General features: G+C 72.3%; 19 protein-coding genes. 8 read left to right on the top strand and 11 right to left on the bottom strand.

From position 1 onward, the window contains the following. Positions 1–532 precede the first annotated feature (532 nt). The gene (locus B207_RS0118620; RefSeq protein WP_018638095.1) at positions 533–1,933 is read left to right on the top strand and encodes an APC family permease; all 1,401 of its coding nucleotides are present in this window, start codon (positions 533–535) and stop codon (positions 1,931–1,933) included. Positions 1,934–1,997: 64 nt separating this feature from the next. Here the strand turns inward: B207_RS0118620 and B207_RS34515 are convergent, their stop codons facing one another. Together B207_RS34515 and B207_RS0118610 are read right to left on the bottom strand one after the other, a co-directional pair. Continuing rightward, positions 1,998–2,663, bottom strand: coding sequence for a formylglycine-generating enzyme family protein (locus B207_RS34515; RefSeq protein ID WP_018638094.1), 666 nt, complete (start codon positions 2,661–2,663; stop codon positions 1,998–2,000). Between the two features lie 144 nt (positions 2,664–2,807). Further along, the gene (locus B207_RS0118610) at positions 2,808–3,929 is read right to left on the bottom strand and encodes an LLM class flavin-dependent oxidoreductase (RefSeq protein WP_018638093.1); all 1,122 of its coding nucleotides are present in this window, start codon (positions 3,927–3,929) and stop codon (positions 2,808–2,810) included. A 162-nt stretch (positions 3,930–4,091) separates the two neighbouring features. Here B207_RS0118610 and B207_RS0118605 point away from each other — a divergent pair, with 162 nt between their 5' ends. Further along, positions 4,092–4,598: a nuclear transport factor 2 family protein gene (locus tag B207_RS0118605; protein WP_018638092.1), complete on the top strand. Its 507-nt coding sequence runs from the start codon at positions 4,092–4,094 to the stop codon at positions 4,596–4,598. Beyond that, a complete protein-coding gene (locus B207_RS34510) occupies positions 4,589–4,870 on the top strand; it encodes a hypothetical protein (protein WP_230205098.1) in 282 nt (93 codons plus the stop codon). The genes B207_RS0118605 and B207_RS34510 overlap by 10 nt, the downstream gene beginning before the upstream one ends. Before the next feature lie 47 nt (positions 4,871–4,917). On the opposite strand, the gene B207_RS0118595 is transcribed toward B207_RS34510, so the two are convergent. Further along, the gene (locus tag B207_RS0118595; RefSeq protein WP_018638090.1) at positions 4,918–5,802 is read right to left on the bottom strand and encodes a hypothetical protein; all 885 of its coding nucleotides are present in this window, start codon (positions 5,800–5,802) and stop codon (positions 4,918–4,920) included. A gap of 150 nt (positions 5,803–5,952) precedes the next feature. Here B207_RS0118595 and B207_RS0118590 point away from each other — a divergent pair, with 150 nt between their 5' ends. From B207_RS0118590 to B207_RS0118575, 4 genes are all read left to right on the top strand, one after another. Then, positions 5,953–7,512 carry an MFS transporter gene (locus B207_RS0118590; RefSeq protein ID WP_018638089.1) on the top strand — a complete coding sequence of 520 codons (1,560 nt, stop codon included), beginning with the start codon at positions 5,953–5,955 and terminating at the stop codon, positions 7,510–7,512. Positions 7,513–7,634: 122 nt separating this feature from the next. Beyond that, on the top strand, positions 7,635–8,243 hold the full coding sequence (locus B207_RS0118585; RefSeq protein ID WP_230205097.1) for a TetR/AcrR family transcriptional regulator: 609 nt from the start codon (positions 7,635–7,637) through the stop codon (positions 8,241–8,243). A gap of 160 nt (positions 8,244–8,403) precedes the next feature. Further along, positions 8,404–9,969, top strand: a complete 1,566-nt coding sequence (locus B207_RS0118580) for a wax ester/triacylglycerol synthase domain-containing protein (protein ID WP_195905317.1) — start codon at positions 8,404–8,406, stop codon at positions 9,967–9,969. Between the two features lie 30 nt (positions 9,970–9,999). Continuing rightward, complete coding sequence (locus B207_RS0118575; RefSeq protein WP_018638085.1) at positions 10,000–10,893, top strand: DMT family transporter; 894 nt, start codon at positions 10,000–10,002, stop codon at positions 10,891–10,893. Positions 10,894–10,927: 34 nt separating this feature from the next. On the opposite strand, the gene B207_RS34505 is transcribed toward B207_RS0118575, so the two are convergent. The 3 genes from B207_RS34505 to B207_RS0118560 form a co-directional block, all read right to left on the bottom strand. Further along, positions 10,928–11,938 carry an AIM24 family protein gene (locus B207_RS34505; protein WP_026311201.1) on the bottom strand — a complete coding sequence of 337 codons (1,011 nt, stop codon included), beginning with the start codon at positions 11,936–11,938 and terminating at the stop codon, positions 10,928–10,930. A 28-nt stretch (positions 11,939–11,966) separates the two neighbouring features. Next, the gene (locus B207_RS0118565) at positions 11,967–12,644 is read right to left on the bottom strand and encodes an AIM24 family protein (protein ID WP_018638083.1); all 678 of its coding nucleotides are present in this window, start codon (positions 12,642–12,644) and stop codon (positions 11,967–11,969) included. A gap of 87 nt (positions 12,645–12,731) precedes the next feature. Continuing rightward, entirely contained in the window at positions 12,732–14,462 is a 1,731-nt protein-coding gene (locus B207_RS0118560) for a TerD family protein (protein WP_018638082.1), read from the bottom strand. A 212-nt stretch (positions 14,463–14,674) separates the two neighbouring features. Between B207_RS0118560 and B207_RS0118555 the strand changes: the two genes are divergently transcribed. Continuing rightward, positions 14,675–15,661, top strand: coding sequence for an aldo/keto reductase (locus B207_RS0118555; RefSeq protein WP_018638081.1), 987 nt, complete (start codon positions 14,675–14,677; stop codon positions 15,659–15,661). A gap of 42 nt (positions 15,662–15,703) precedes the next feature. On the opposite strand, the gene B207_RS0118550 is transcribed toward B207_RS0118555, so the two are convergent. The 5 genes from B207_RS0118550 to B207_RS34500 form a co-directional block, all read right to left on the bottom strand. Beyond that, positions 15,704–16,441, bottom strand: coding sequence for a hypothetical protein (locus B207_RS0118550; protein ID WP_154675456.1), 738 nt, complete (start codon positions 16,439–16,441; stop codon positions 15,704–15,706). A 95-nt stretch (positions 16,442–16,536) separates the two neighbouring features. Next, complete coding sequence (locus tag B207_RS0118545) at positions 16,537–17,712, bottom strand: ArsB/NhaD family transporter (protein WP_154675455.1); 1,176 nt, start codon at positions 17,710–17,712, stop codon at positions 16,537–16,539. A 107-nt stretch (positions 17,713–17,819) separates the two neighbouring features. Continuing rightward, positions 17,820–23,819 carry a TIR domain-containing protein gene (locus B207_RS0118540; protein WP_018638078.1) on the bottom strand — a complete coding sequence of 2,000 codons (6,000 nt, stop codon included), beginning with the start codon at positions 23,817–23,819 and terminating at the stop codon, positions 17,820–17,822. Next, on the bottom strand, positions 23,819–24,718 hold the full coding sequence (locus tag B207_RS0118535) for an inositol monophosphatase family protein (RefSeq protein ID WP_018638077.1): 900 nt from the start codon (positions 24,716–24,718) through the stop codon (positions 23,819–23,821). The genes B207_RS0118540 and B207_RS0118535 overlap by 1 nt, the downstream gene beginning before the upstream one ends. Then, positions 24,715–25,443, bottom strand: a complete 729-nt coding sequence (locus B207_RS34500) for a hypothetical protein (protein WP_154675454.1) — start codon at positions 25,441–25,443, stop codon at positions 24,715–24,717. The genes B207_RS0118535 and B207_RS34500 overlap by 4 nt, the downstream gene beginning before the upstream one ends. Between the last annotated feature and the right edge of the window lie 7 nt (positions 25,444–25,450).

The raw sequence follows: 25,450 nt of genomic DNA, 5'->3' as shown, positions 1-25,450 counted from the left end.
GCAATGCCATATATAGCCAGAGTGACGGCACGTACATTAGTACGGGCGGACGAGGACCGCCAACGAGCCGAAAAGCCGAGGAGGCCCGATACGCCCTCCGTACGTTCCTCGCCCCAATCCCGGGGCCGATCAGACCGAAGCGGCCTGGCGATCCAGCCTGGAACCAGCCGCACAGCTCGTCCGTGAGTTCCTGGCGTTCCTGGCGTTCCGGTCAAAACAGAAACAGTCTTGCCGTGTCGAGGAAAGCTGGGAGCGAATGCCGGCTTCGCCCGCGTTCCCGACACGGCGTCCATGCAGACTTTTCCGCGCCGCCACTGCGTGTGAGCCGGGCAAGCTCCGACAGGCGGGCTGGCGGGCACGGTGCCAGTATTCAGGGCCCGGGGACGTCGGCCCGGTGCTCCCGACGGCGTGGCGGGCGGCGAGCAACCCGCAGATCAGGGGCAGCCACACGATGAAAGGGCGTCCGACCGCTGTCGGCCGGACGACGGCCGGCCAAGCCCGCGGGGACAGGACAACCGATGACGGGACGGCGGTGACCGGGCAACCGGCACGTGCCGCACAGCCCACCCTGGCGCGCGTCCTGAGTGGGCGGATGCTGTTGTTCCTCGTGCTCGGTGACGTCCTCGGATCGGGGATCTACGCACTCACCGGACAGATCGCCGCCGACGTCGGTGGGATGATCTGGGCGCCGTTCCTGATCGCCTTCGCCCTGGCATTCCTCACCGGGACGGCCTACGCCGAGCTCGTCGGCAAGTATCCCCGGGCAGCCGGAGCAGCACTGTACGCCAACGAGGCGTTCCGTCGCCCGTTCCTCACCTTCATGGTCGGCTTCACCGTGCTGGCCGCCGGGGTCACCTCCACCGCCACGGCCGCGCGGGCCATCGGGGGCAAGTACCTCGCGGAGTTCGTGACGGCCCCGACGGTTGTCGTCGCGGTCGTGTTCATCCTGCTGACCGCCTTCCTCAACGCCCGTGGGATCCAGGAGTCGGCCCGGGTGAACCTTGTGCTCACCGTGATCGAGCTGACGGGGCTGTTGCTGATCGTCGGGATCGGCGTGCACGCGCTGGTTACCGGAGCGGGTGAACCGGGACGGGCCTTCGAGCTGCGTACCGAGGGGCCCGCGCCGCTCGCCCTGCTCGCCGGCACGACGCTCGCGCTGTACGCGATGCTCGGCTTCGAGAACTCGGTGAACCTCGTCGAGGAGGCCCGCCGGCCGCGCCGGGACCTGCCCCGGGCTCTGTTCGGCGGCATGTTCATCGCCGGCATGGTCTACCTGTTCGTCGCGTTCACCTGCGCGATGTTGGTGGATCCCGCCATCCTCGCCGGTTCCGGTGCCCCCCTGCTGGAAGTGGTGAAGGCCGCAGGCGAGCCGGTGCCGTCGAAGCTGTTCGCCGCGGTCGCACTGATCGCGGTCGCCAACACCGCCCTGATGAACATGGTGATGGCCTCCCGTCTCGTCTACGGCATGGCGGCCCAGGGCACGATCCCGACCGTCTTCGCACGGGTGCTGCCCGGCCGACGGACCCCGCTCGTGGCGATCGGATTCGTGACGGTCCTGGCGGTGGTGCTGGCCGGCACCGGCCAGCTGGCCGGCCTTGCCGACACCACCGTCGTCCTCCTGCTGCTGGTCTTCTTCGTCGTCAACACCAGCGCGCTGGTACTGCGGCGCGAGCCCGTCCCGCCGGGCGCCTACCGTGCCCCCACCTGGGCCCCGGCGCTCGGCGCGCTGTCCTGCGCGGCGCTGGCCTCCCCGCTGGTCCACCGCGAGGGCACCGTCTACCTGCGGGCCCTCGGCCTGCTCACGCTCGCCGCAGTCCTCCTCCTCGCCCAGAAAGCTGTCAGCGGCCGGTTCCGTGCGGGTGAGTTATCCGGTGTCGCCGGACCGCCCCGGCGCGGTCCTGCGGATCCGCTGGTCCTGTGCCGCCCGAGTTGACCCGGTAGCGATTCGGGCATCCTGGGCCCGGCCGGCGACGCCGGGACGGTGGCGCGCGGCGACGCTAAGCGCGGTGACGGGGGTCGCGACGACCGCGTGCCACGCGAAAACCCACGTCGTCCACCCGGAGATCCGGATGGCTGCGGCGCCGCACGGACGCCCGACAGCTCCAGTGCTCGTCGAACCAGCCGCCGCCTCGCAGCACCCTGTAGTCGCCGTAGACCGTGGGATCGTAGGTGTCCCAGCACCAGTCCCACACATTCCCCAGCATGTCGTGGAGGCCCCACGTGTTGGGTGCCTTGCCACCCACCTCGTGAATCCGCTCGCCCGAGTTGGCGCGGTACCAGGCGATCTCGTCGAGAGCTCCGTAACGTGGGCCGACGGAATCCGCCCGGCAGGCATGTTCCCACTCGGCCTCGGTGGGCAGCCGGTATCCGTCGGCGGAGGCGTCCCAGTCGACACGCTCACCGTCGGCCTGGATGCTGTAGGCGGGCACCAGGCCTTCGCGCAGCGACAACTCGTTGCAGAATCGGACGGCGTCCCACCAGGAGACGCTCTCGACCGGGAGCCGATCGCCCTGGACGGCACTCGGCGGCTCACCGGTGACCTGCGCATAGAGCGCCTGGGTGACCGGAAACGCGGCGAGGCGGTACGGCGCGAGCTCGACCGACCAGGTCCGCTGCGTCCGCCGATCCGACAACGTCACCAGCCCCGCCGGGATGTGGATCATCTCTGATGCCTTACCTACGTCCACAACGGAAAGATCTTACCAACGATTCGGGAGGGGCCCGCCTCGCCGCGCGCCGCCTGGAGGTCGTCCAGGTCGCGAGCTCAGGCCGGGCGGTGGACGTCCACCGGTCGACAGCGATCCGGTTCACGCCGACGGTCGCGGCGCCGTGATCGAACCCGGGCCGTCCGCCTGGGCACCGACCTGGGTGTCGGCGGGCGCCACCTGGCCGGGGAAGGGGCGGCTGGGGATCTCCGCGCGCAGAACGGGCGCGATGTCGCTCTGGAAGAGCTCCATCGTCTCGCGGTGCTCCTTCGCGGTGAGGCCGTCGGCGTCGGCGTGCAGGTGCATCACTTCGTGGCCGAGCCGCTCGTGGTACCAGTGGACCTTCTCGATGATCTGCTGCGGACTGCCGACGAGAATCGAGCTGCGCTCGATCGCGTCCTCGAGGGTCGGGAAGACCGGCTCCATCCCCATCTTCCGGAACAGCGCGACCCGGGCGTCGAAGATCGGCCGGTAGCGGTCGACGGCGTCCTGGGAACGGCGGGCGCCGTAGTAGCCGGCTGTTCCGGCACCGACGAGGACGTCGGCGGGGTCACGCCCGTAGGCCACCCAGCGCTCCCGGTAGTGCTGGACCAGCTCCGCGTAGGGCTCCACCGGATTGGTCACATTCGCGGAGAAGAGCGGGTCGCCGTACCGGGCGGCGAGGTCCACCGACTCCCTGCTGGTCGCGCTGCCGTGCCAGATCCGGATCTCCGGCTGCAGCGGCCGGGGCCAGGTCTCGGCGTCCTCCAGTGACGGCCGGAACCGGCCGGACCAGGTGACCTTGTCCTCCCGCCACAGCCGGCGGAACAGCTCGTAGGACTCGTGGTTGCGGTCCCACCGGTCGGCGGTCGTCACGTGGAACAGCTGGGCCTGCGCGGCGCCGTTGCCCTTGCCGACCATCAGCTCCAGGCGCCCGCCGGAGAGCTGGTCGAGGGTGGCGTAGTCCTCGTAGGCGCGCACCGGGTCGAGCAGGCTCAGCGTCGTGACGGCAGTGAACAGCCGGATTTTCGTCGTGCGCGCCGCGATGTGGCTGAGCACGACCGGTGGCGACGAGGAGATGAACGGCCGCTTGTGCCGCTCGCCGATCCCGAAGCCGTCGAACCCCAGTTCCTCGGCCAGGATCGCGTTGTCGACCACCTCCCGGAACCGGGCGGCGGTGGAGCCGCGCGCCCCGGTCGACGGATCGGGCGTGTGCACGATCAGGGTGATGGCCAGAAACCTCATGCGGTGTCTCCCACTTCCCGAACCATCGCCATCGCCAACGCTCCCAGACGACGGTGAGTCAGATTCAAAACTCCATCAAACCGATAGACAAGTGTAGGTTTTTATCGACCTCTGTCCTCGGTTGCCTCGGCGACCCAGTCTCGAAGGGCCAGCGTTCACACGATGACGACAAATCACATCGCGGGGCATCTGCGACCCGGCGGGCACCCGCCCGGCGGCGTCCGCGACAGTGCCGACGTGCGGGTGGAACAGCACCGCCTGCCCCTGACCTACGCCGCGTTCGCCGCGCTGCCGGACGCGTCCGGCGAGCAGAGCGCGGCGGTCGCGCAGCTTCTCGCGCTCCACGGGCATGCGGTCGACAACGGCGACGCGGAGCTGCTGGCCCAGGTGTTCGCCGACCCGCCCGTGCTCGGTGACCCGCCCGCCCTCGGCGATGCGGCGCCATCCCCGTCCCACCACACCGTGAACACCGAGGTGAAGCGGGTGCCCGGCGGCCTGGCCGCGTGGAGCCGGCTGGTGACGATCGCCGGCGACGGCAGTGCCGCGAGCGCCGACGTCCTCGACCTTCTCACCGAGACGCCCGCCGGCTGGCGGGTGACCCGGCGGACCGTGCACCCGCGCCACGGCGGCCCGGCCGTCGTCGCCGACGGGACGACACCGTGGGTGTGAGAGTCGTGCCGGTCGACGCGGCGACCTACGCCGAGGTCCGCGACCTCCTCGCCAGGCATCCGCACGTGTTCGACAACATCGCGCTGGCGGCCCTGCCCGGGGCCTACACCGACGACGCCACCGTGGGCGGGGCGCCGCTCGCGCAGCTCGCGAACGGGCTCCGGTTCGGGCGGGTGATGTTCCCGCACCACACCACCGACATCGCCGACATCGCCGACATCGCCGTCCACCGCGTCGACGACGACGACACCTGGATTCCGTCCGCAGACTGACTGACCGACTCCGGCCGTACCCTGCCCGCAGGCCGCACCAACCCCGATCAGTCCTGGACGACATCCTCGACAGTGGTCGCGGTGGCCGCGTGGCGAAGCCACAGGTCGAGCTGACCAGCGTCGGCAGTGGCCAGGATCCGCTCCCGCAGCGCGGCAGGCACCGACACGCCGCGGCTCTCCAGGACCAGTAGCACCGACCGCGCCTCACCACGTGCCTCGCCACGCGCCTCGCCACGTGCCTCAGCCCGAGCGTCGACCTCGTTCAGCATGTCGTCGTAGTAGCGCTTTCCAACCGCCGTGGTCATGAGGAACTCCTCCCACCGGGCCCGGGCCGCCTCGGTCAGCCTGGCCACCGTCACATTATGGTAAAAGATCTTCGCGTCCGGTTCCAACGTGACCAGCGCCGCCAGCAGCGCGGGGAACATCACGTCCACGTCGGCATCGGTGAGATGGCACATCGCCGAGAGCAGCATGCGCGCCGGCCAGGCAGCCGCCACCTCTTCGTCGACAATCGCAGGGACGTCGGAGGGCGTACCGAAACGCGGCCGAAGCTGCGCGCCGCTGGCGGTGTCCTGCTCGATCTGCCTGCCATACCAGGCCGCGACAGCCGGATCGGGGAAGAAGACCACCAGCGAGGCCTTGATCGCGAACTCCCGCTCAAGATGCCCGACGTAGAGCTTCCAGGAAGCGAGTTTCTCCGGGTCCCGGCCGCGCTGCACCTCGAACACGACAGCCCGTACCGGCCTGCCGTCGGGCCCGCAGAGCAGCACCATGGCATCGGCCTGGTAGGTCCGCGGGCGAACGTTCGGGTCGTACAGTCGCGCCTGGTCGAAGGCCGGGGTGTCGTCGCCGAGCAGCGTCTGCACCCAGTCAGGCAGGGACGGGTCGAGCCGAACCAGCTCGATCGGCGTCTCATGGGCCGAGGAAGGCATGGCGGCATGATGCCGACCGGGTCCGACAGAACACGGTCGGCGAGGCGCCCGAGGGGGTCACGTGGACCGCGGACTCCCCGGTCCTTATGATCGACCTCGCGCAACAAACGGACTCGTGAGTCCGCTTCGACGGCGAGCGCGGGGTGACGCATGAAGGACCGCGAGACAGCACGGGCGACGCTGGCCAGGCCGGCGACGCGGACCGAGTCGGCAGTGCAGGCCGAGTCGGCAGTGCAGGCCGGGTCGGGCGGGTCCGCCGGGTCGGGCGGGTCGGGCGGGTCGCAGGCACCGCAGAAACGGCAGGCCCGGCAGGCCCGGCAGGCGTCGACGAGCAACGGGGCCCTGACGGTCCTCATCCTGGCGGCCCTGGCCTTCTCGCTGGCCCAGACAGCGGTCGTACCGGGCCTGACCCACCTCACCGAGGCGCTCCACGCGAGCCGGGAGGACGTCTCCTGGGTGGTGAGCGGCTACCTGGTCTCGGCCGCCATCCTCACGCCGGTGATCGGGCGGCTCGGCGACATGTTCGGCAAGCGGCGGATGCTGGTCGTCTCCCTGACGGGTTTCGCCGTGGGATGCGCGCTGGCGGCGCTGGCACCGAACGTCTGGGTGCTCGTGCTCGCCCGGGTGGTGCAGGGAGCCGGCGGCGGCATCTTCCCGTTGTGCTTCGGGCTCATCCGGGACAACATCCCGGCGGAACGTCGGGCCGGGGCTGTCGGCCTGATCGCGGCCATCGCGGGGATCGGCGCCGGTGCCGGGCTGATCATGGGCGGCGTCCTGATCGACTACGCGTCCTGGCAGTGGATCTTCTGGATCGGGGCGATCATGTCGGGTGGCGCGGCGCTCGGGGCGCTACGTCTCGCGGACTCCGGCACGACCACCCCGGGCCGGGTCGACGTGCCCGGCGCGGTGCTGCTCGCCATCGGTCTCACCGCCCCGCTGATCGCGCTGACCAGGACGACCACCTGGGGCTGGGGAAGCCCACGCACGCTCGGCCTGATGGGTGCGGGGCTGGTCGTCCTGGTGCTGTTCGGTGTGTACGAGCGACGTGTCGCCGAGCCCCTCGTCGACATGCGTGCGCTCGCCATCCCCGCGGTCGCGGCGACGAACTTCGCCACGCTGCTGGTGGGCTTCGGGCTGTTCGGCGCGTTCGTGCTGGTGCCGCAGATCGCCCAGACCCCCGAATCCGCGGGCTACGGCTTCGGCCTCGACGCCACCGGCTCCGGGCTCCTGCTGCTGCCGGCCTGCCTCGCGATGCTGGTCACCGGCAGTCTCGCGGGGAGGGTGAACGCGCGGATCGGCTCGCGGGCCGCGCTCGTGGGCGGCCTCGCCGTCTCCGCCGCCGGCCTGGTCCTGCTCTCCGCCCAGCACGGCAGCGAGGGGATGGTGCTCGGCCTCTGTCTGGTCGTCTTCACCGGCATCGGCACCGGCATGGCGGCCGTCCCCAACATCATCATGGGTGCGGTACCCGCGGAGATGACCGGGCAGGCGACCGGTGTGAACGCGCTGGTCCGCTCGGTGGGTTCCGCGCTCGGGTCGCAGGTGGCGGCCACCCTGCTGACCCGCAGCGCCAGCGCCGAGCATCCTCTGCCCACGGACGGCGCCTTCGCCGACGCGTTCCTGCTCGGTGCCGGCGGCCTCGTCCTCGCGGCGCTGGCCGCTCTTCTCATTCCACGCCGGAGCCGGCCCGCTCCCCTTTCCGGGGAGGGGTGAATCCGTCGATAGGGTGTGTCGCCCTCGGGACGGACGGACTTTCGGTGGCCGACTCCACGGCCGCGGGATTTGTAATCCCTGGTCAGAGCATCACCGCGGGGCGGTCGGGCAGACTGGCCACCATGTCCGTCTCGTGGTCCTCCGCGCGCACGCGCATGCCGCCCGCGCCGCACGGCCCGTCACCCGACTGGTCCGAACGCCGCGCGGACGCCCGCCGCAACCACGAACAGATCATGGCCGCGGCGATCGAGGTCTTCTCCGAGAAGGGCCTGGCTGCCACGGTTCCCGAGGTGGCGGCCCGGGCGGGGGTCGGCAAGGCCACCGTGTACCGCAGCTACCCGACGAAGGCCGCCCTGGTCGAGGCCGTCGCCGAACACCAGCTCAGCTGGGTCGACGCGCGTCTCAGGACCGCCACCGAGCACGCCGATCCGGTCGCCGGGCTGCACGGCTTCGTCCGGGACGTCTTCGCATTGCTGGCCGGCAGCCAGCTGCTGCTGGCGCAGGTACTACCCCAGCAGGACAGGCCCATGGTCAGGGCACAGACCCTCCAGCTGCTGGCGGGTCTCGTCGAGGCGGCCCGCGACCAGGGCGCGCTGCGCCCCGACGTCACCGCGACGGACGTCCGCGTCCTGATCGGCGGCTGTTCCCGGGTGCTGGCGGAACTCGGGGTCCGCGACCCCGAGCAGTGGCGCCGCTACGCCGACATGGTGATGGCAGCGCTGCGCCCCTGACTCGCGGCAGCCGGGCCGGCGCTCTGCCGCCGCCGCTCTGCCGCCGCCGCCCTGCCGCCGCCGCCCTGCCGCCCTGCCCGGTGCGCAGTGCCTGCGCGCCCCGTCCTGGCCCGGTATGACCAGTACCGCTGCGGGGCACGGTGAAGGCAGGGGGCGATCCATGAACCGTTTCACACCCAGCCGGCGGGTGCGGGCACCCGTATGCCTCGGCCCCGCTGCCCGGCGCGCGGCGGGCAGAAGACGAGAGCCGCGAGAGCCGCGAGAGCCTCCGTACGCTGCTCGCGCCCGGCGGGTCGCCGCCGCCGACGAGTTCTTCCTGCACGTGCAGACGCCGGACAACCCGCAGTACGTCGGCGGCGTGGCGATCCTCGACACCTCGGCCGCACCCCCGCCGACCGTGGAGGCGCTGCGCGGGCACCTCGCGGAGCGGCTCCCGGCGATGTCCCGGCTGACCCGCCGGCTGCGCCCGGCCGGCCGGGCGCGGCATCACCGGTGGGTGGCCGGTGGGCAGCTCGACCTGGCCTGGCACGTACAGGAGACGGCGCTGCCGGGCCGCGGCGGCCGGCCGGCCCTCGACGAGCTCGTCGCCACCCTCGGCACGACCCCACTCGACCCGGACCGCCCGCCGTGGCGAATCTGGCTGGTCCACGGCCCGGACCTGCATCGGACGGCCGTCGTGGTGATCGTCCACCATGCCGTGGCGGACGGGCTCGGTGTCGTGGCCCTGCTGCGGAACCTCCTCGACGCACCCGGCGCCATCCCTCCCACGGCGGCAGGAGAGGCGACGCCACGGCCCGCGTGCCGCGCCGCGCGCCGGGCCGTGGCCCCGGCCGCGCACGCCTGTCTGACGCGGCCGGTGGCCGTCGTCCAGGGGCTGGTGAGCCTCGGCCGGGACGCTGCCGCGCCCCCGATGTCGCTGTGCGGCCCGCTGAGCCGGTCCCGGGCCTACCTCACCTCGACCTGGTCCCTCCCGCGGCTGCGCGCCTGCGCCGACCGGCTGGACGTCCGAATGACCGACCTGCTGCTCGCCGCGGTCGGGCAGGCCGCGGCGAGGGCGGTGGCAGCCACCGGGGAGGAGCCGGCCGGCCAGGTGCTGAGGGCGGCCGTCCCCGTGACGCTGAGCCTGCCCGGGCCCGCGGGCCCGGGAGTCCCGCGCGGGCCCGGCAACAGGACCGCGGCGCTGCGTCTCGACGTGCCGCTGGGCCCGATGCCCGCCGCCCGGCGCGCCGAGCAGGTGGGCCGGGCGGCGCGAGGCCGCCGGACGTCCGCCGGACTGCTGGCGAGCACGGCGGCCGTACGACTGATGGGCGTCCTGCCGCCCTCCCTGCACCGGGCAGCCGTCCGGTCGGTCTACCAGGCACGGTTCTTCACGGCGATCGTGTCGAACATGCGCGGGGCACCGCGGCCGCTGGAGCTGCTCGGCCGCCCTCTGCTGGACGTCCACCCCATCGTCCCGCTGGCCGCGCGGGTGCCGATCTCCGTGGGCGCGCTGGGCTGGAACGACCGCTACTGCGTCGCGGCCACGGTCGACCCGGCCCTGGTCGACCCGGCCCTGGTCGACCCGGCGGCCTTCGCCGCCGGTCTGAACGACGCGCTGGCCGCGCTGTCCGCCCCCTACCGGGCCGCACCCGCACCGGGCCGCACCGCATCGCACCGGGGCGACGACCGGGCTACGGACACGGGAGCGTGGTGCCACCAGCACCCTGTGACAATTCCGATTTCGTGATCCTGCCGTTACGGTGGCCATGCTGGTTGGGTGACCGTGCCCGCCGTCATCCCGCTCACCCTGCTCGCCGCCTTCCTGATCGCCGCGTCCGCCGCCCTGCAGCAACGGGCGGCGGGGCGGACCAGCTTCGCGACCCGCACGGACAACGCGCACGCGGTACCGGGTCCCGGGCTGCTGGCCGAGCTCGCCCGGGAGCCGGTGTGGGTGCTGGGGTGGGTGGCGAACATCAGCGGCTTCTGCGTGCAGGCCGCTGCGCTGCATCTGGGGTCGGTGGCCGAGGTCCAGCCGCTGATGGTCTGTCAGCTGCTGTTCGCTCTCCCACTGGGCCTGGTCGGCACCGGCCGGCGGATGTCGGCCGGTGCCTGGTGGGGGGCGGCCGGCGTCTGCGCGGGGCTGGCCGCCCTGCTGTCCGCACGCGGGAAGCTACCGGCGGCGACGGGCGTGGACGAGCCGCGGCTGGTCGCCTCGATCGGGGCGGTGGCGGCCCTGGCCGGGGTGCTGATCGCACTCTCCCGCGGCCGCCCGCCCGCGTTCCGGGCCGCGTTGTTCGGCCTCGCGGCCGGGCTGTTCTGCGCGCTCAGCGCGGTCCTGATGAAGGAGGCGACGGAGCAGCTTCTCCGCGAGGGGCTCCTCGGTGCGATGTCGCACTGGGACGGCTACGCCGTCGCCGCGGCGGCGACGTGCAGTCTGCTGCTCGGGCAGGCCGCCTATGCGTGCGGCCCACTGGCACCTGCGGTCACCGCGATGAACATCACCAATCCGGTGGTCTCCTACGTGCTGGCGGTGCTGCTGTACGGGGTGCCGGCACCCGGCACCGCCGGCCAGCTGCTCGGCGTCACGTTCGGCGCAGCTCTGATCACGGTGGGGGTGGTGCTGCTCGCCCGTGCCCCCGCGCTCCCCCGGCCGACCGGCCAGCTGCCCTGACGCCGGCAGCGGGACCGGACCGAAGCGGTCAGGGTCAGTGGCGGCCGGAATTGCCGAACAGACCGCCGAAGCCGCCCGCGCCGCCTCCGCCGAACCCACCCCCGCCATGCCCGCCGTGCCCGCCGCCGTGCCCGCCGAGCTGGTTGCCCGCGAAACCGCCCTGACCGAGGCCGAACTGGCCGGCCAGACCGGAGCCGGCCAGCGCGTCGTAGGGCGGGAGCAGCTCACACGGCTGGACGATCACGAAGCCCTCGCCGCTGAACTGGAGCTGCCAGCTCTCGCCGGTGTTCCCCCGCGGTTTCCAGGCCGCGCTGGAGGTGACCGCGGCCTGCATGGAGACCTGCAGGCTGGAGGACCAGCCGACCACCGCGTCGGCGTCCGCGAAGTAGTAGTTCTGGGTGGTCACCCGCATCACCAGCGGAGCGCCGGTGGTGCACACGACGACCTGGCCGTTCCCGCGCAGCTCGACCTGGTAGCCGCCGACACCGGCGATCCCGACCTGGCTGTCGACCCGGACGAGGTCCCAGTTCAGCGCGGAGTCGAAGGCGAGGACGTTCTTGCCGTCGACGGTCAGGCCGTCGCCGGCCAGGTCGAGAATGTGGATGTCCTGCGCCTGGTTGGCGAGGTAGACCGCCCCGGAGCCGGCGACCTTCATCAGGTTCAGGCCCTCGCCGCCACTGAAGAAGCCGCGGAACCGCGAGCCCCAGCCCTCCCACTGGGCGTCGAAGGTCGCCGCGCCCTGGTAGGCGACCATGGCTCCGCGGCGCGCGTAGAACTTGTTCATCCCCTGCGCGCCGAGGGTCGCCTTGAGCATCTTGCCGTTCTGCAGGGTGAACCGTTCGTTGCTGGTGACCTCGGGGTTGTCGAGCAGGCTGCTCCGCAGCCCCCCGCCCGGGCCGCCCGGTCCCGGGGGCATTCCCGGACCGCCCGGCATTCCGGGCCCACCAGGCATCCCTGGTCCCCCGGGGTAGCCCTGGCCACCAGGCGGGCCGCCGGGGTAGCCGGCTCCGCCGGGGTTGCCGCCGTACATCCCGCCGTGCGTCATGATCCGATCCTCTCACCCGCGCCGACGGTCATCCGCGCACCGAGAACGACGGGCGCTCGTCCTCGCTCGGCTGTACCACGACGAAACCCTGGCCGGAGAAGCCGAGCTGGAACGCCTCGCCCGAGCCGCGGCCGATCAGCCCGCCCAGGCGGGCGGTGCGGCGCGGCTCCACCCGCAGGCCGTCGGTGTAGGCGACGAGCGCGTCGGTGTCGACGAAGGTCGCGGCCTCCCGGGTGTCGAGCATGATCGGGTTCCCCTTGGCGGTGAGTGCGACCCAGCCGTGCCCGCGGACGACGACGTTGAACATCCCCATCCCGGAGAGCATGTTGACGCCCTTGACCCGCTCGATGCCCCACTGCAGGCTCGCGTCGAAGGCCAGGACGTTCTTGCCGTTGATCGAGAGGCCCTCGCCGGCGAGCTGGGCGACGATGACCTCCTTGCCGTAGTCGGCCAGGTAGAGCAGGCCCTGCCCGGTGGCCGTCATCAGCGGGACGCCTTCGCCGGTCGCCCAGGACGACGCGATCCGCCCGAGCTGCGGCGGCTGCGGGTTGAAGTCGATGAGCCCCTCGTAGGCGATCATCGAGCCGACCCGGGCGAAGAGGTCCTGGCCGGGCTGCATGACGACCTTGGCGATCTTGGATCCGTGCCTGCTCATCCGATCCATGATCGGCGTGGGACCGTAGTGGTCCATCAGGCTGCCGTGCACGACCTGCTCCCCTCTCGCCCGGTGCCGCGATCTACCGCGGGTGCCCCGCGACGCCGCGCGCCCCGCCAACCGCCGGGGCGGGACACGTCAGACCTCATAGGGCTGCACCACGACGAAGTGACCGGCGAATCCCATGAACTGGAGCGCGAACGACTCACCGCTCGCCCCCGCATAGATCTGGCGCGAGACCCGGACCTGCGTGGAAACGCTCACCCGCATACCGGACGTCCACGCCACCAGCGCGTTCATGTCCGCGAACGTCGGCCCGGCGACGTTGAGCGTCATCGGTGTCCCCTTGGTCATCACCACCACCGACCCGGGCCCGGACACCTCGAAGTGGAAGAAACCCCCGCCGGGGATTCCGGGGCTTTCGATCCGGCGCACCTCGGAGCGCACGGTGGCGTCCATCGCGAGCAGGTTCTTCGCGTTGATGCACAGCGACTTGTCGCCGAGATCGACGATGTGCAGGTCGGACGCGTCCCGGGCGAGGAAGACCTCACCGTTGCCCTTGCAGGTCATCAGTTTCAGACCCTGGCCGGTGAGCTTTTCCTCGATCAGGCCGCGGATTCCGCCGCTCTTGTAGTCGAAGTCCACGTTGCCCTGGTAGGCGACCATCGCTCCACGCAGCGCGAGCGCCTCCGCCCCGAGGGTGACCTTCACCAGCTTGCTGTTCTGCTGGGTCCAGCGGCCCGCCGTCGCCACCTCCCGGTACGGGTTGAGGCTGTTCATCGCACCCGGCTGGATCGGCTGGGCCTGCGAGGGGAGAACCTGGGTCGGGAGTATCTGCGTCGGCCCGCCGAAGCCCGCCGGCGGGTGCTGCTGCCCACCCGGCCCGGCCCCGAAGCCGCCGGGTGTGGGACCTCCGTGGCCCCCGTGGCCCCCGGGACCGCCCTGGCCCCCGGGACCGCCCTGGCCGCCGAAACCTCCTGGCGCGGGCGGAGCCGGCGGGGCCTGAGGGTAGCCGGCGGGCCCACCGGCCTGCCCGTACGCCGGCTGCGGCTGGCCGTATCCGGGCTGTGGCTGACCATAGCCGGGCTGTGGCTGGCCATAGCCCGGCTGCGGCTGCCCGTAGGCCGGTTGCGGCTGCCCGTGGCCCGGTCCCTGCGCCGGCGGCGGGGGTGGCGGTGCGGGCGGTGCCGGCGGCGGGTTGAACGCCGGTGCGGGAGCGGGCGGGAACTGCTGGGTGGGTGCGGCCGGAGCGCCGAACGCCGGCGGGCCGGCTGGCGCCGCGCCGGGCGGCGGCCCGAAGCCGGGCGGCCCGGCCGGGGCGGGAGCGGGCTCCGGCTCCGGCTCGTCCGCGACCTCACCGCCGTAGCTGCGGATGAGCTCCGCCAGCCCGCCCCTGAAACCCTGGCCGACCGCCGCGACCCGCCAGACGCCCTTGCGGTAGACGTCGCCGATCATGACCGCGCGCTCGTCCGAGAAGTCGGCGCCGGTGAAGGCGTAACGGAGCACCTCGGTACCGCCGGCCACGATCCGGAAGTACCCGGAGGCGATCTGCGCCGCGCTGCCCGCACCGTCGAGCGCGGCGCAGAACGACAGCTTGTGCACCGAGTCGGGCACCTTGTCGAGAGTCAACCGGAACGACTGGGTGTCACCGGCCTGCGTGCCGAGCAGCTGGATGGACGACTCGGGTGACCGCGGCTGGTTGAAGAAGACGAAGTACCGGTCGTCGGAGAGCCGGCCCGCACCATCCAGGCCGAAGCAGGAGACGTCCCAGTCGCCCGGCGCCGTGATCTGGATCCCGATGTACAGATCGGTGCCAGCGGTGATCGCCGACAGGGGGGACTTCTGCCCTCGACTGAACTGCGTTGCCACCGCTCTCCCCTCCGTCGGTGCGTCGCCGCGGGAGCGGGCCCACGCCGGAGTCCCACCGAACCCCACGGACCGGATGTCCGGAAAACTAGCAGCCCGGCCCGCATCTGACAGGACGTGGATCCTACCGAGCACCTGTCGGACCTCGGACATCACGATCCGCGCCGCCCCGTCTCCCCTCGCCGTCGGCGCGGCGGTGGCGTTGACTGGATGCCATGCGCTACGTGGAAGCCGTCTCCACTACCAAGAAGATCTCCAAGATCGGCCTGGGGACCTGGCAGTTCGGCTCACGGGAATGGGGCTATGGGCCGTCCTACGCGGGCACGGAGGCCGCGCTGATCGTCCGCCGTGCCCTCGAGCTCGGTGTCACCTTGTTCGACACCGCCGAGATGTATGCTTTCGGCCGCAGTGAACGCATTCTCGGCGCGGCGCTCGCCGACGCGCCGGTGCCCGTCGAGGCCGCGTTCATCGCCACCAAGATCTTCCCGGTGCTGCCGGTGGCACCGGTCGTCGAGCAGCGCGCCGTCGCCAGCGCGAACCGGCTCGGCGTGCGGACCATCGACCTCTACCAGATCCACCAGCCCAATCCGCTCGTCCGGGACGGCACCACGATGCGCGGGATGGCCTCGCTGCGCCGGGTCGGCCTCGTCGACGAGGTCGGGGTGAGCAACTATTCGCTGGACCGCTGGCGCACCGCCGAGGAGGCACTCGGCGGCCGGGTGCTGTCCAACCAGGTCCAGTACAGCCTGATCCGCCGCCAGGCCGACCGCGACCTCATCCCGTTCGCACGGCGGGAGGGCCGTCTGATCATCGCCTACAGCCCGCTGGCACAGGGTCTGCTGTCGGGGCGCTACGACGTCACGACGCGCCCACGCGGCGCGGTGCGGGCCGCGAACCCGCTGTTCCTCACCGAGAACCTCGCCCGGCTCACCCCGCTGCTCGACGTGCTGCGCGAGGTCGGGTCCGCGCATGACGCGACGCCCGCCCAGATCGCCCTCGCCTGGGCGGTGCACCACCCACAGGTCGTCGCGATCCCGGGTGCGTCGAGCGTGGCGCAGGCGGAGAGCAACGCCGCGGCCGCCGACATCACTCTCACCGACGCCGAGTACGACGCGCTGACCACCGCGGCGGACAGCTTCGCCCCGCTGACCGGCCCGTCCTCCTGGGCCGCGCTCGCGGCGGAACGCGTGGGCCGGTCCTGACCGGGCGCTGAGCCGCCGCCCCCGCCAGGCGCCGCCGCGCCGTCAGGTGCCGGGGCGGGCACCGTGCTCGGCGGCACACCGGCCCGCGGTGGTGGCGGCCCCGACGAGGGTCGTGCAGGTGCCCCACGCGCTCATGCCGCAGACGGCGAGGCGGTCGAAGGTGGCACGCACACCGTCCGCCCGGCCGAGCGGGCCGAGCTCCACCCTGGGCTCGGCCCGCTCGGGCCAGGCCAGCGTGATGTGCGGGTGGAACAGGTCGTCGACCTCGTCGGTGATCTCGTCGTAGCCGTAGGCGAGCAGCTGCCGCCGCCGGGCGGCCCAGCGGGGACCATCGTCGGCGAGCACCGCGGACAGCGGTGTTCCCGCCGGGTCGGCCTCGCGTAGCCGGCCGCGCCGGATCGGCTCGAAGGCCGGGACGACCAGCCGCTGCAGGTCGAACCAGGCAGCCGACCGCTCGAAGTACAGCTCCGGCGCCCCGTGCGGGTTGTGCCCGTACCGGGCGCCGACCGCGTCCAGCGGCGGCACGCCACTGGCCACGTCGTGCAGCGCGGCCACCACGGCGGGAAGGTCGGCGTCCGTGGCCACGAACATGAACAGCGACACATGGGGAGCGCACACCGCGGCGTCGCCGGCCGGGAAGTCGCTGCCCAGCGCGAAGTGGGACGGGTTTCCGATCTGACGCATGCGTCCGGCGAGGGAGCGGCTCTGCCCCGCGGTCGTCGCGGACAGCTCGGGTGAGGGCAGCAGGACGACGTCGAGGACATGGACCGCGGGGCTCACAGCACGGTCCGCGGCGGAACGCGGCATGGGCGGGTACTCCTGTCACGAGGGGTGCGGGCGGCTGTCATGAGCAGTGCGGGCTGCGGCTGCGGCGGTCAGTCGACGAGGGCTCCGGTCGCCAGGACGATCGCCAGGCCGGCCAGCAAAGCCGGGGTACCCACCCGAACGCCGACCCGGGTGTATTCCCAGGCGCTTACCTGCACTCCCAGGCGTGCCGCGGTGTCACGCCACAGCAGCCCGGCAAGCGCTCCGTGCAGGACGAAGATCGGGCCGAAGTTCACCCCGAACAGCAACGGCCAGATGTGGTCCGAACCGGATTCGAGGCCGGGCAGGCTGACGAGCAGCGCCGGCAGATTGTTGATGGTGTCGGCCGCCGCCATGGCGAGCAGCGCGGTGCGCAGCTGTGCGAGCCAGCCGCTGTCGTCGAAGGCCCGGTCGATTCCCAGGTGCGGTGCCGCCGCGGCGGCGAGCAGGCCGAGGCCGACGGCGAGACCGGCCGCTCCCCAGGGAAAGTCCCCCCAGCGCAGATCCCGTGTCATCGCCAGCAGCACGGCGTCGGCGACGAGGGCGATCATCCAGGCCTTGATGCCCAGCGCGTCGCCGACGGTGAACCCGAGGATCACGAAGACCACGATCGGCAGGCCGAGGCGCAGTGCTCGCCGGTCCACCGGCTCGTGTACCGGTACGGGCCGGTCGACGCTGCCCGGCAGCCGCCGGTAGCAGCACCAGCCGACGACGACCGCCGCGAGTGACGCCGGGCCGAGGCGGAGGAGAAAGTCCTCGAATCCGATATCGAGGGCATCCGCCGCGATCAGATTCGTGAGGTTGGAGATGGGAAGCGCACTCGACGCCAGGCAGGCGAGCAGGACCGGTTGAAATGCCAGCAGTCGGGCATCCAGGCCGTGCCGGCGGGCAAATCGGATGTACAGCGGCGTGAGTAGAACGACGGAGGCGTCGAGGTTCAGAAAGGTGGTGACGGAGGCGGCCAACGCCCACAGCCCGAGCCTCGGGTCACGCCCCCGGTCGATGAGAGCCGCCGCGGCACTGAAGAATCCGACCCGGTCGAGCATCACCGCGAGGGGAACGGCCAGCAGCAGGAAGGCCAGAGGCGCGACGAGTGGTTCGAGCACCTCCGAGCCCGCGCTGAGCGAAATACCGCCGGTAAGCAGAAGAACGACGGCCGCCGCGACGGGTACCAACCAGCTCGGCAACCGGGGCACGAAAACACCGATGACGGCGATCGCCAGCAGGGATACTTGCACTACCGCCACACCATGACCCTAGTCAGCAATCTGCGGCAGCGGCTGATATCGCCGCGACGGGGCACCGGGTTCACTCGGCTGGGCGGCCCGCGCTGCGATATCCACGCACTGGCCGCTCAGAACAGCTCGCCGAGCGCCAGCCGACGCACGTCACCCAGGTGCCCGTCGAGTTCACCGAGTTCGAAGCGGGACATCCCGATCACGTGCCAGACCTGGCCGGCGACGTCCCCGGCGAACTTGTACCGCCCGTCCGGTGCGATGGCCGCCCACCCGGAGTCGAGCCCGACCAGGGTGACGGTCGGCGCCCGGGTGGCCTCGGCCTGCCGGGACTGCCGGGAGACGTCCCACAGACGGGCGGTGCCGTCATCGCCACAGCTCACCAACAGCCGGCCGTCCGGCGAGACGTCGATCGACCAGATCCGGCGGGTGTGCCCGGCCAGGGCCGCGATCTGCCGTCCGGAACGCGGGTCCCACAGCCTGATGAGAAGGTCGTCCCCGGCGGTGGCGAGGAAGCTGCCGTCCGGGCTGAACGCGGCGGCCCACAGCCGCGCCGTCCCGTCCCCGAGGACGTGCAGGCACGTCCCGGAGGCGACGTCCCAGATCCGGGCTGTCCCGTCGTTGCTCGCGCTGGCGAGGTGGCACCCGTCGGGACTGAAACGGACGGCGTAGACCCGGTCGGTGTGCCCTTCGAGGATCAGGGGCGGGCCTGCCTTCCAGTCCTCCGGCCGGCTGGGGACCTTCGCCTCGACCAGCCACAGCCGCACCAGCCGGTCATCGCAGCCGGAGGCCAGGATCCGGCGGTCCGGGCTGAAGGCCAGGGACCGCACCCGGCCGTTGTGGTCGGCGAGGGTGAGCAGATGCCGCCCCGTCGTGCGGTACCAGAGCTGGACGGAGTCGTCGTCGTTGGCGGTGGCGAGGACGTCCCCGTCGGAGTCGTAGGCCTCGGCCCAGACGTGCTCGGTGCCCACCCGCACCTCGCGTTCGTACACCCCGATCTCGGACGTCCCGATCTCGGACACCCCGACGTCAGACGCATCGACGTCAGACGCATCGACGTCGTCGGCGCCGGGGCCGGGGCCGGGGCCGCCGGACTGGTCCGCGCCGCCGGCGGGCTCCGTGGAGCTCTCGTCCAGCCCGCCGAGAGCCTCGGCGACGGGCTGCAGGTTCCACACGTGGGCGGAGCCGGCGCTGCTGCTCGCCGTGATCCGGTGGTCGACCGGGCTGAACAGCGCGGAGACGACCCGGTCGGAGATGCCGCCGAGCTGGCCGAGCCGCCGGCCGGTCCGCGGGTCCCACACCCGGACCAGCCCGTCGTTGCCGCACACCGCCACCAGCCGGCCGTCCGAGCTGAAGCGGACCATCGTGTTGCGGCGGCCGTGCCCGGTCACCGTCGTACGGCAGGTCCCGGTGCGGGTCTCCCAGATCCGCGCGGTCCCGTCGTTGCTCGCGGTCACCAGGCGCTGGCTGTCGCCCCGGAACACCTGCGGCCACACCGAGCCCCGGTGACCGCCGAGCGTGTGCAGGCGGATGTCGGTCGCGGTGCTCGTCAGCTGCACCACCCCGTCGCTGTCGCCGGAGCTGAGGATCGTGTCGTCGGGGCTGTAGGCGACCCGGTAGACGGCGCCGGTGTGCCGCACGACGACCCGCCCCTCGCCGGTGCGCAGGTCCCACACCCGCACCACGCCGCGGGTGTCGCCGCTGGCGAGCTCGGCGCCGTCCGACCGGTAGTCCAGGGTGTACACGGCGTTCTCGTGGCCGCGCAGGACCTGCCGGAGCCGGCCGGTGGCGCTGTCCCACCGGCGGATGTCCCCCTGGCCGTCGGCGGTCGCCAGCTCCGCGCCGTCCGCGGCGAAGGCCAGCCGGAACACGCTGCCCGCGTGCCCGCCGAGCACCTTCACCAGCCTGCCGTCATAGGGGTTCCACAGCCGGACGGTTCCGGTGTCGTCCCCGATCGCGAGCAGCCGGGCGGTGGGGTGGAAGGCGGCGCTCCAGACCCGTTCCCCGTGGCCGGGCAGGGTGTGCCTGATCTCCCGCGCGGCCATGTCCCACACCCGGACGCTGCCCCCGCGGTCGCCGTTGACGAGCAGCACGCCGTCCGGGCTGAGCGCGACGGGCCAGATCCAGTCCTGGTGCCCGCGCAGGTCGCCGAGCGGCTCGCCGGCCCGGGAGTCCCACAACCGGATCACCCGGTCGATCGACACGGTCACGATGTGGTCGTCGTTCTGAGCCACGGCGTACACCCGACCCGTGTGGCCCTGCAGTGTCCGCAGCGGCCGGCCGTCGGTGTCGCAGACGAGTGCGCCGCCGTCCTCACCGGCGATCACCATGATCGAACCGTCCGGGCTGTAGCTGACCGGCGTGGGGAGCCGGCCGGTCTCGAAGCCGAAGTTGACGCTGACCGCGGGCGGCGCCAGCCCGACCTCGACCTTGCCGCCCGGCATGACGGCGGCGCCGGACGCCCGTGCCCGGGCGACGAGCTCGGGCGCGGCACCGGCGTTGATCACCAGGGCCCGCGGCCAGCGGCTCCCGGCGAACCGCACCTCCCGCAGGTCGGCACCGAGCAGACGGGCACCGGTCAGGTCCGCCTCGCGCAGATCCGCGCCGCGCAGCTTCGCGCCGTCGAGGCAGGCACCCGCCAGGGTGGCCCCGCGCAGCGTCGCGCCGGTCAGGTCGGCACCGATCAGACGGGTCTCGGCGAGGTCGGCGCCGGTGAGGTCGACACCCCGCAGCTCACGGTGCGAGAGGTCCTCGCCGCGCATCGAGGCGCCGCGCAGGTCACCGCGGACCGGGGTGCGCATCCGAACGTTGATCTTCACTGCGTTCGCCCGGGAGGTCTCGTCGGACGCCGGGTCGTCGAGCACACTTCTGGTCCAGCTCCGGAGCGCCTTCGGATCGGCCAGGTCACAGAGGAACTCGACCGTGAGCGCGGACAGCTGGCGGTGCCCCAGTGGCTCCGCGACGTCCGCCAGGTCCGAGGCCGCCGCGGTGGCCACGGCGACGGTGGACGTCCGGGCGCCACCGCGGGACGAGACAGCCGTCGCGATCTCGTTGGCGACGAGCCACTCCGCCACCGAGGAGTGGATGAAGCCGAACAGCCCGTCCTCGGTGCGGACCAGCAGGCTTCCGGCGCCGAGCGCGTGCTCGGTCTGGGCCGGGGACGGGCGTTCCTCCGTCATGCCGGCCAGGGTCTGCGCGACCTCGCGCAGATCGGACAGCCGCAGCAGCTGCTCCTCCGTTGTCCACAGCCGCAGCGCCAGGGTCGTCACGGCCGTCCACATGTCGGTCAGTCCCAGCCCCGGTGGGCTGCCCGCGACGCCGTGGGTGCGGTTGATCTCGAAGGCGAGCCAGCTGTCGAGGATCTCCCGGTAGAGGCTGGCAGCGCTGATCGTGTCGTGGGCACCGGCGACCCGGGTGAGCCGCTCGGCGGGCAGGTCCGCGATGAAGCTGAGCATCCGGGGGTTGCGGGACAGCCCGATCAGGTCCCGGATGCCGTTGATGAGGCGCAGGCGGGTGTCGGCGGTGGCCTCGTCCCGGTAGCGGTTGCGCAGGTAGTCATGGATCTGGGACGAGCCGAAGTCCTCGATGGTGAGCACCCGGCGCCGCGGGAGGAGCCCGACGCGGTGGCCGAGCCCGGTCAGCACCTGCTCGTCGGTCCGGAAGTGATGGGTGCGGCTCGCGACGATCACCTTCGCGTTGCCCTCGGTGGCCTCGATGATCGTCGCGAGGTGCTCGGTGGCCCGCTCGTAGGTCACCCGGCTCGCCAGTTCGTCGAACCCGTCGAAGAGCAGCACGATCCTGCCTTCGCGCAGCATGTAGCGGAAGGCCTGCAGGTCGGCGAGGCTCTGCCCGTGGTTGGCCAGGTGCGCGGCGACAAGGCCGTCCATGGAATGTGCCTTGTCGAGGGCCCGCAGCTCGATGAAGATCGGTGTCAGGTGGGGCAGCTCGGCCGGGATCCGGCGGGCCACCTCCCGCAGCGCGAAGGTCTTCCCCCGGCCGAAGTCACCGAGGACCAGGACGAACCGGCCCTCCTCCTCGGCGACCAGCCGCATCAGCTCCTCACTCAGGCCCTCCCGGACGGTGCGGGTCGCGCCGACCATCTCCCGGAACCGTTGCGGGACGTACAGCGACGGCGGGTAACGCCGGTCGGCGGCGATGTCGGCGCTCTGGCGGGCGACGAACTCGCGCAGGTCGAGCAGGCCCTGGAACTCCAGGAAGCTGCGCAGCCGGATCCCCCACCGCTTCGCCTCCAGGCGCAGCCCCGGGGAGGGCGGCACGGAGCAGATCAGCTCGGTCTCGCCGTCCGGGTCGAGGGCCCGCACCCGGTCGGCGAAACGCTCGAGGTCGGCATGGGTGAGCTCACCGACATGCGCGCCGATGCGGACCACCGGCGTCACGCCGTCACCCGGGCGGGTGACGACCAGGTGCGGCGCCTCGCCGCCGACGCGCCGGATGCGCGCGCGCTCGTTGCTGACCCGGCAGACCTCGGCGACCTGCTCCAGCAGTTCCTCTGCCGGGTCGGGAGCCGCCACCGTCCGCGGATCGTCGCCGCCGGCGCTCGCTCCGGACGGCTCGGCGGGGCCGGGGTCGCCGTGCCCGGTCGTCCCGGGCCGGGCCGCGGAGAAGGCCGCGCCCACCGACACCCACCGGTGCGCCCGCCAGGCCTCGGACTGCTTCCCGTCGGCACCCTCCCGCCAGGAACGCAGGCCGTCCTGACGGATCTCCAGCAGCTGGAGGCCCTCCCGGGCCGGGGGCGTCACGACGACCGGAGCGAGACCGGGAGCCGTGTCCCCGCGGCCGGTGATCAGGAGGTTGAGCCGGGGGCCCAGTTTCTCCCGGAGCAGCTGGGTGTCGCGGATCGTGTCGGTGCGGGAGACCGACGGCGCGGCCAGAGCGTGGTGCGCCACCCCGATCCGCAGCCAGTTGTCGTCCTCGAAGAGCGCGAGGTGCCGTTCCAGGGAGGCTGCCTGTTCGGCGCCGACCAGGCCGTGGTCATCCTCGTCCCGGTGGCTCTGCGCGATCGTCGTGTTGATCCCGGCCAGCACCACGGCGAGATCCGGGACGGGCAGCAGGTGCCACGGCTGCGCCGGGTCGAACAGGGCGCCGTCCACCTCCTGGTAGAACTCGGCGACCATCCGGCTGTAGTGGCGCCATTTCGGCCAGTAGGGGCGGCGCGGTTCGTTGTCGTCCGCCCGGCAGGTGGCGAAGTACGCCTCGGACGCCGCGTGGGAGACGTCGTGCCGGCCCGGCACCAGCAGGATGCGCCGCGTCTCCAGGCTCAGCATCGCGCGCAGGTCGCTCACGAAGTCCAGCGCGGCGTCGAACTGGCGCCGGGTCCCGCTCTCGGTGAGATCGCCGGCGATCACCACCAGGTCGGGGGCGGGCCCGCCCGCCCGCTCGATGGCGGCGAGCCGCCCCCAGATCCGGTCCCGCAGGTCGGAGGCGTCGGCCCGCCCGAAGCGGGGGCCGGGCAGGTGCAGCACCGTCACCGACCCAGCCGAACGCCTGCGGGTCGGCTGGGTCGGAGGGAAGGCCGGTGGGATGCGGGGACGGCGGCGCTCAGCCCGATCGACCGCCACGCCGACGGCGGCTGCCGCGGGCGCCTTCTCCAGCGGGTAGGGGGGTCTGGCCGCGGGCTTCGCCCGGCCGGCGACCGACTCGGCCACCCCGTCGAGGAGGCGACGATGAGCCTCGTCGGCATCCAGCACACCGGCGAGATCGACGAAGGTCACGACCGCCAGGAAGCCGTCAAGGGGCGCGTCGTCCGTGCGCACGGTGATGAGCCGGCTCTTCGGATCGTTCGGGTTCCCGCGCATCGCGGTCTGCCATTCGAGCATGCCCCAGCGCGACTTCAGGTAGTGGTGGGACATGACCGCGATGACGACATGGGCCTCGGTGACCCCGCGGTCCATGAACTCCATGAAGTTGGTTCCCGGGACGAAGTCCCAGGCCTGCAGCACCGTGCGGTACCCGGCGTCCTCCAGCTCCCAGGCGATCCAGCTCGCCCAGCGGACGTCCGTCGGCGAGTAGCTGATGAAGAAGGACGGCGGCCGGACCGCTTCGCCCACCGGCCCCGCCGGCCCCACCGGCCCTGCGGCGTCGGCCGCGTCGGCGGCCATCAGGTCAGCCCCGGGACACGGATGTCAGGGAGCTCCGGCTCGAGCGCGGCCGCGGTCTTGACGATGCTCAGCAACGTGTCGACGTGCCCGGGCCGGGCCGCGACGAACGAGCGGCGGCGGGCGGCCTGCCCGATGCGGCCGTCGAAATGGCCGCCGTCGAGCGTCAGGACGGTCACGCCGGCCTCGACGGCGAGCAGATAGCCGGCCGGCAGGTCGACCTCCTCGGCGCAGTAGCCGATGAAGCCGTCGATGTCGTCCCGCGCGAGCATCGACCAGGAGGCGAGCGGCGCCCAGAGGGGCAGGATGCGCAGCGCCGCCGCGTCGAGCACGTACTTGAGGGCCCGGGCCGCGATGTTGTGCCGGCCGACCTGGTAGCCCTGGGTCCAGGCGATCGTGAGGCTGTGGTCGCGCCCCTTCGCGCGGGCCCTGGCCGCGTGCCCGCCGCGGGGGCCGTGCATCCCCCCGCCCCGCAGCGCCGACCAGGTGCGCCCCGCGACCGGGTCGTGCACGACGCCGACCGTGGGCTGCCGGTCCGAGCACAGCGCGACGCCCACCACGTAGTTCGGCATCCCGATCGCGATGTTGTTGGTGCCGTCGAGCGGGTCTATCAACCACTCCCAGCGGCTCGCCGGGCCGGAGGCCCCGCCCTCCTCCCCGCGGATCCGGTGGTCCGGGAAGCTCACCCTGATCCGCTCCCGGATGATCTCCTCGGCCGCCGTGTCAAGCACGGTTGCCAGGTCGCCGGCCGAGCCCTTCGCCGCCACACCGAGCTCACCCAGGGCACGACCGCGCAGCATGGCCCCCGCCGTCTCGGCGGCCTCCACGGCGACGGCACGGGCATGGTCGAGGTCGAGGTCGGCATCCCACCGGTACCCGGGCGGCCGGCTGATGGCGCTCACGTCTCTCCCTCGACGGTCATGGTGACGTATTCGCAGGTGACGGCGGCTAACAGCCGCTCGACCAGGCCCTCGGCCGTCGCGGCGCGGAGATGCTCCGCCGCCCGATGCGCCAGCTGTTCGGTTTCTTCAGGATCGCAGTAGCGGCGACGCCGACAATGCGAGCCGGTACTCGGTGGGCCCAGTGAGCGGTCGGTGCCGCCGGGCCGACTCAGACCGATGACCATTGTGCACGCCTCACCTCCCGGAACCACTGTGCGGTGGAAGACCCCTGCAGCCAGATGATAGATGTCCCGCGCGTTGTTGAGCCGCGTCTCTCCCATGCGGACCACCACGAGATCCCGGCTGGCGTGGATCTCGTCGAACTCGGGATGACTCCGCACCTCGAAAACCCGGTAAGCCTCGCTTGCCTTTATATCAAGCACATCAAGGCACTGATTTAGGACGGAGCCTTCCAGGACAAGACTGTGCAGGTCCCAGCTATGACAGTGGAACGGCGATGTGGTCAGATCGTCGCGAACCGAGGCGGTGGTCCACATATGGACGCACAGTCCGACCGCGCCGCGCAGGACGGGTAGGCACGCGAAACCGAGAGGATGCCGGAACGCGAGCGGGCGAGGGTTCCCCGACGCGTCGTCCCGGTCGAGGATGTATTTTTCGACGGCGGTGGCGACGGATGCGCGGATGTCCGCGACCGAAAGGATGGGGGCGGTCGCCGTGGCATTCATCGTGGTC

The organism is Parafrankia elaeagni, from assembly GCF_000374165.1.
Classification (GTDB): Bacteria; Actinomycetota; Actinomycetes; order Frankiales; family Frankiaceae; genus Parafrankia; species Parafrankia elaeagni.
Note: the sequence above shows the minus strand (reverse complement) of the source record. Positions and strands in the feature narration are given on the sequence as shown.

Coding starts and splice junctions, on each gene's coding strand:
- B207_RS34515 (WP_018638094.1), bottom strand. CDS start 2,663: ATGATCCACATCCCGGCGGGGCTGGTGACGTTGTCGGATCGGCGGACG.
- B207_RS0118610 (WP_018638093.1), bottom strand. CDS start 3,929: ATGAGGTTTCTGGCCATCACCCTGATCGTGCACACGCCCGATCCGTCG.
- B207_RS0118605 (WP_018638092.1), top strand. CDS start 4,092: ATGACGACAAATCACATCGCGGGGCATCTGCGACCCGGCGGGCACCCG.
- B207_RS0118595 (WP_018638090.1), bottom strand. CDS start 5,802: ATGCCTTCCTCGGCCCATGAGACGCCGATCGAGCTGGTTCGGCTCGAC.
- B207_RS0118590 (WP_018638089.1), top strand. CDS start 5,953: ATGAAGGACCGCGAGACAGCACGGGCGACGCTGGCCAGGCCGGCGACG.
- B207_RS0118585 (WP_230205097.1), top strand. CDS start 7,635: ATGTCCGTCTCGTGGTCCTCCGCGCGCACGCGCATGCCGCCCGCGCCG.
- B207_RS0118580 (WP_195905317.1), top strand. CDS start 8,404: ATGAACCGTTTCACACCCAGCCGGCGGGTGCGGGCACCCGTATGCCTC.
- B207_RS34505 (WP_026311201.1), bottom strand. CDS start 11,938: ATGACGCACGGCGGGATGTACGGCGGCAACCCCGGCGGAGCCGGCTAC.
- B207_RS0118555 (WP_018638081.1), top strand. CDS start 14,675: ATGCGCTACGTGGAAGCCGTCTCCACTACCAAGAAGATCTCCAAGATC.
- B207_RS0118540 (WP_018638078.1), bottom strand. CDS start 23,819: ATGGCCGCCGACGCGGCCGACGCCGCAGGGCCGGTGGGGCCGGCGGGG.
- B207_RS34500 (WP_154675454.1), bottom strand. CDS start 25,443: ATGAATGCCACGGCGACCGCCCCCATCCTTTCGGTCGCGGACATCCGC.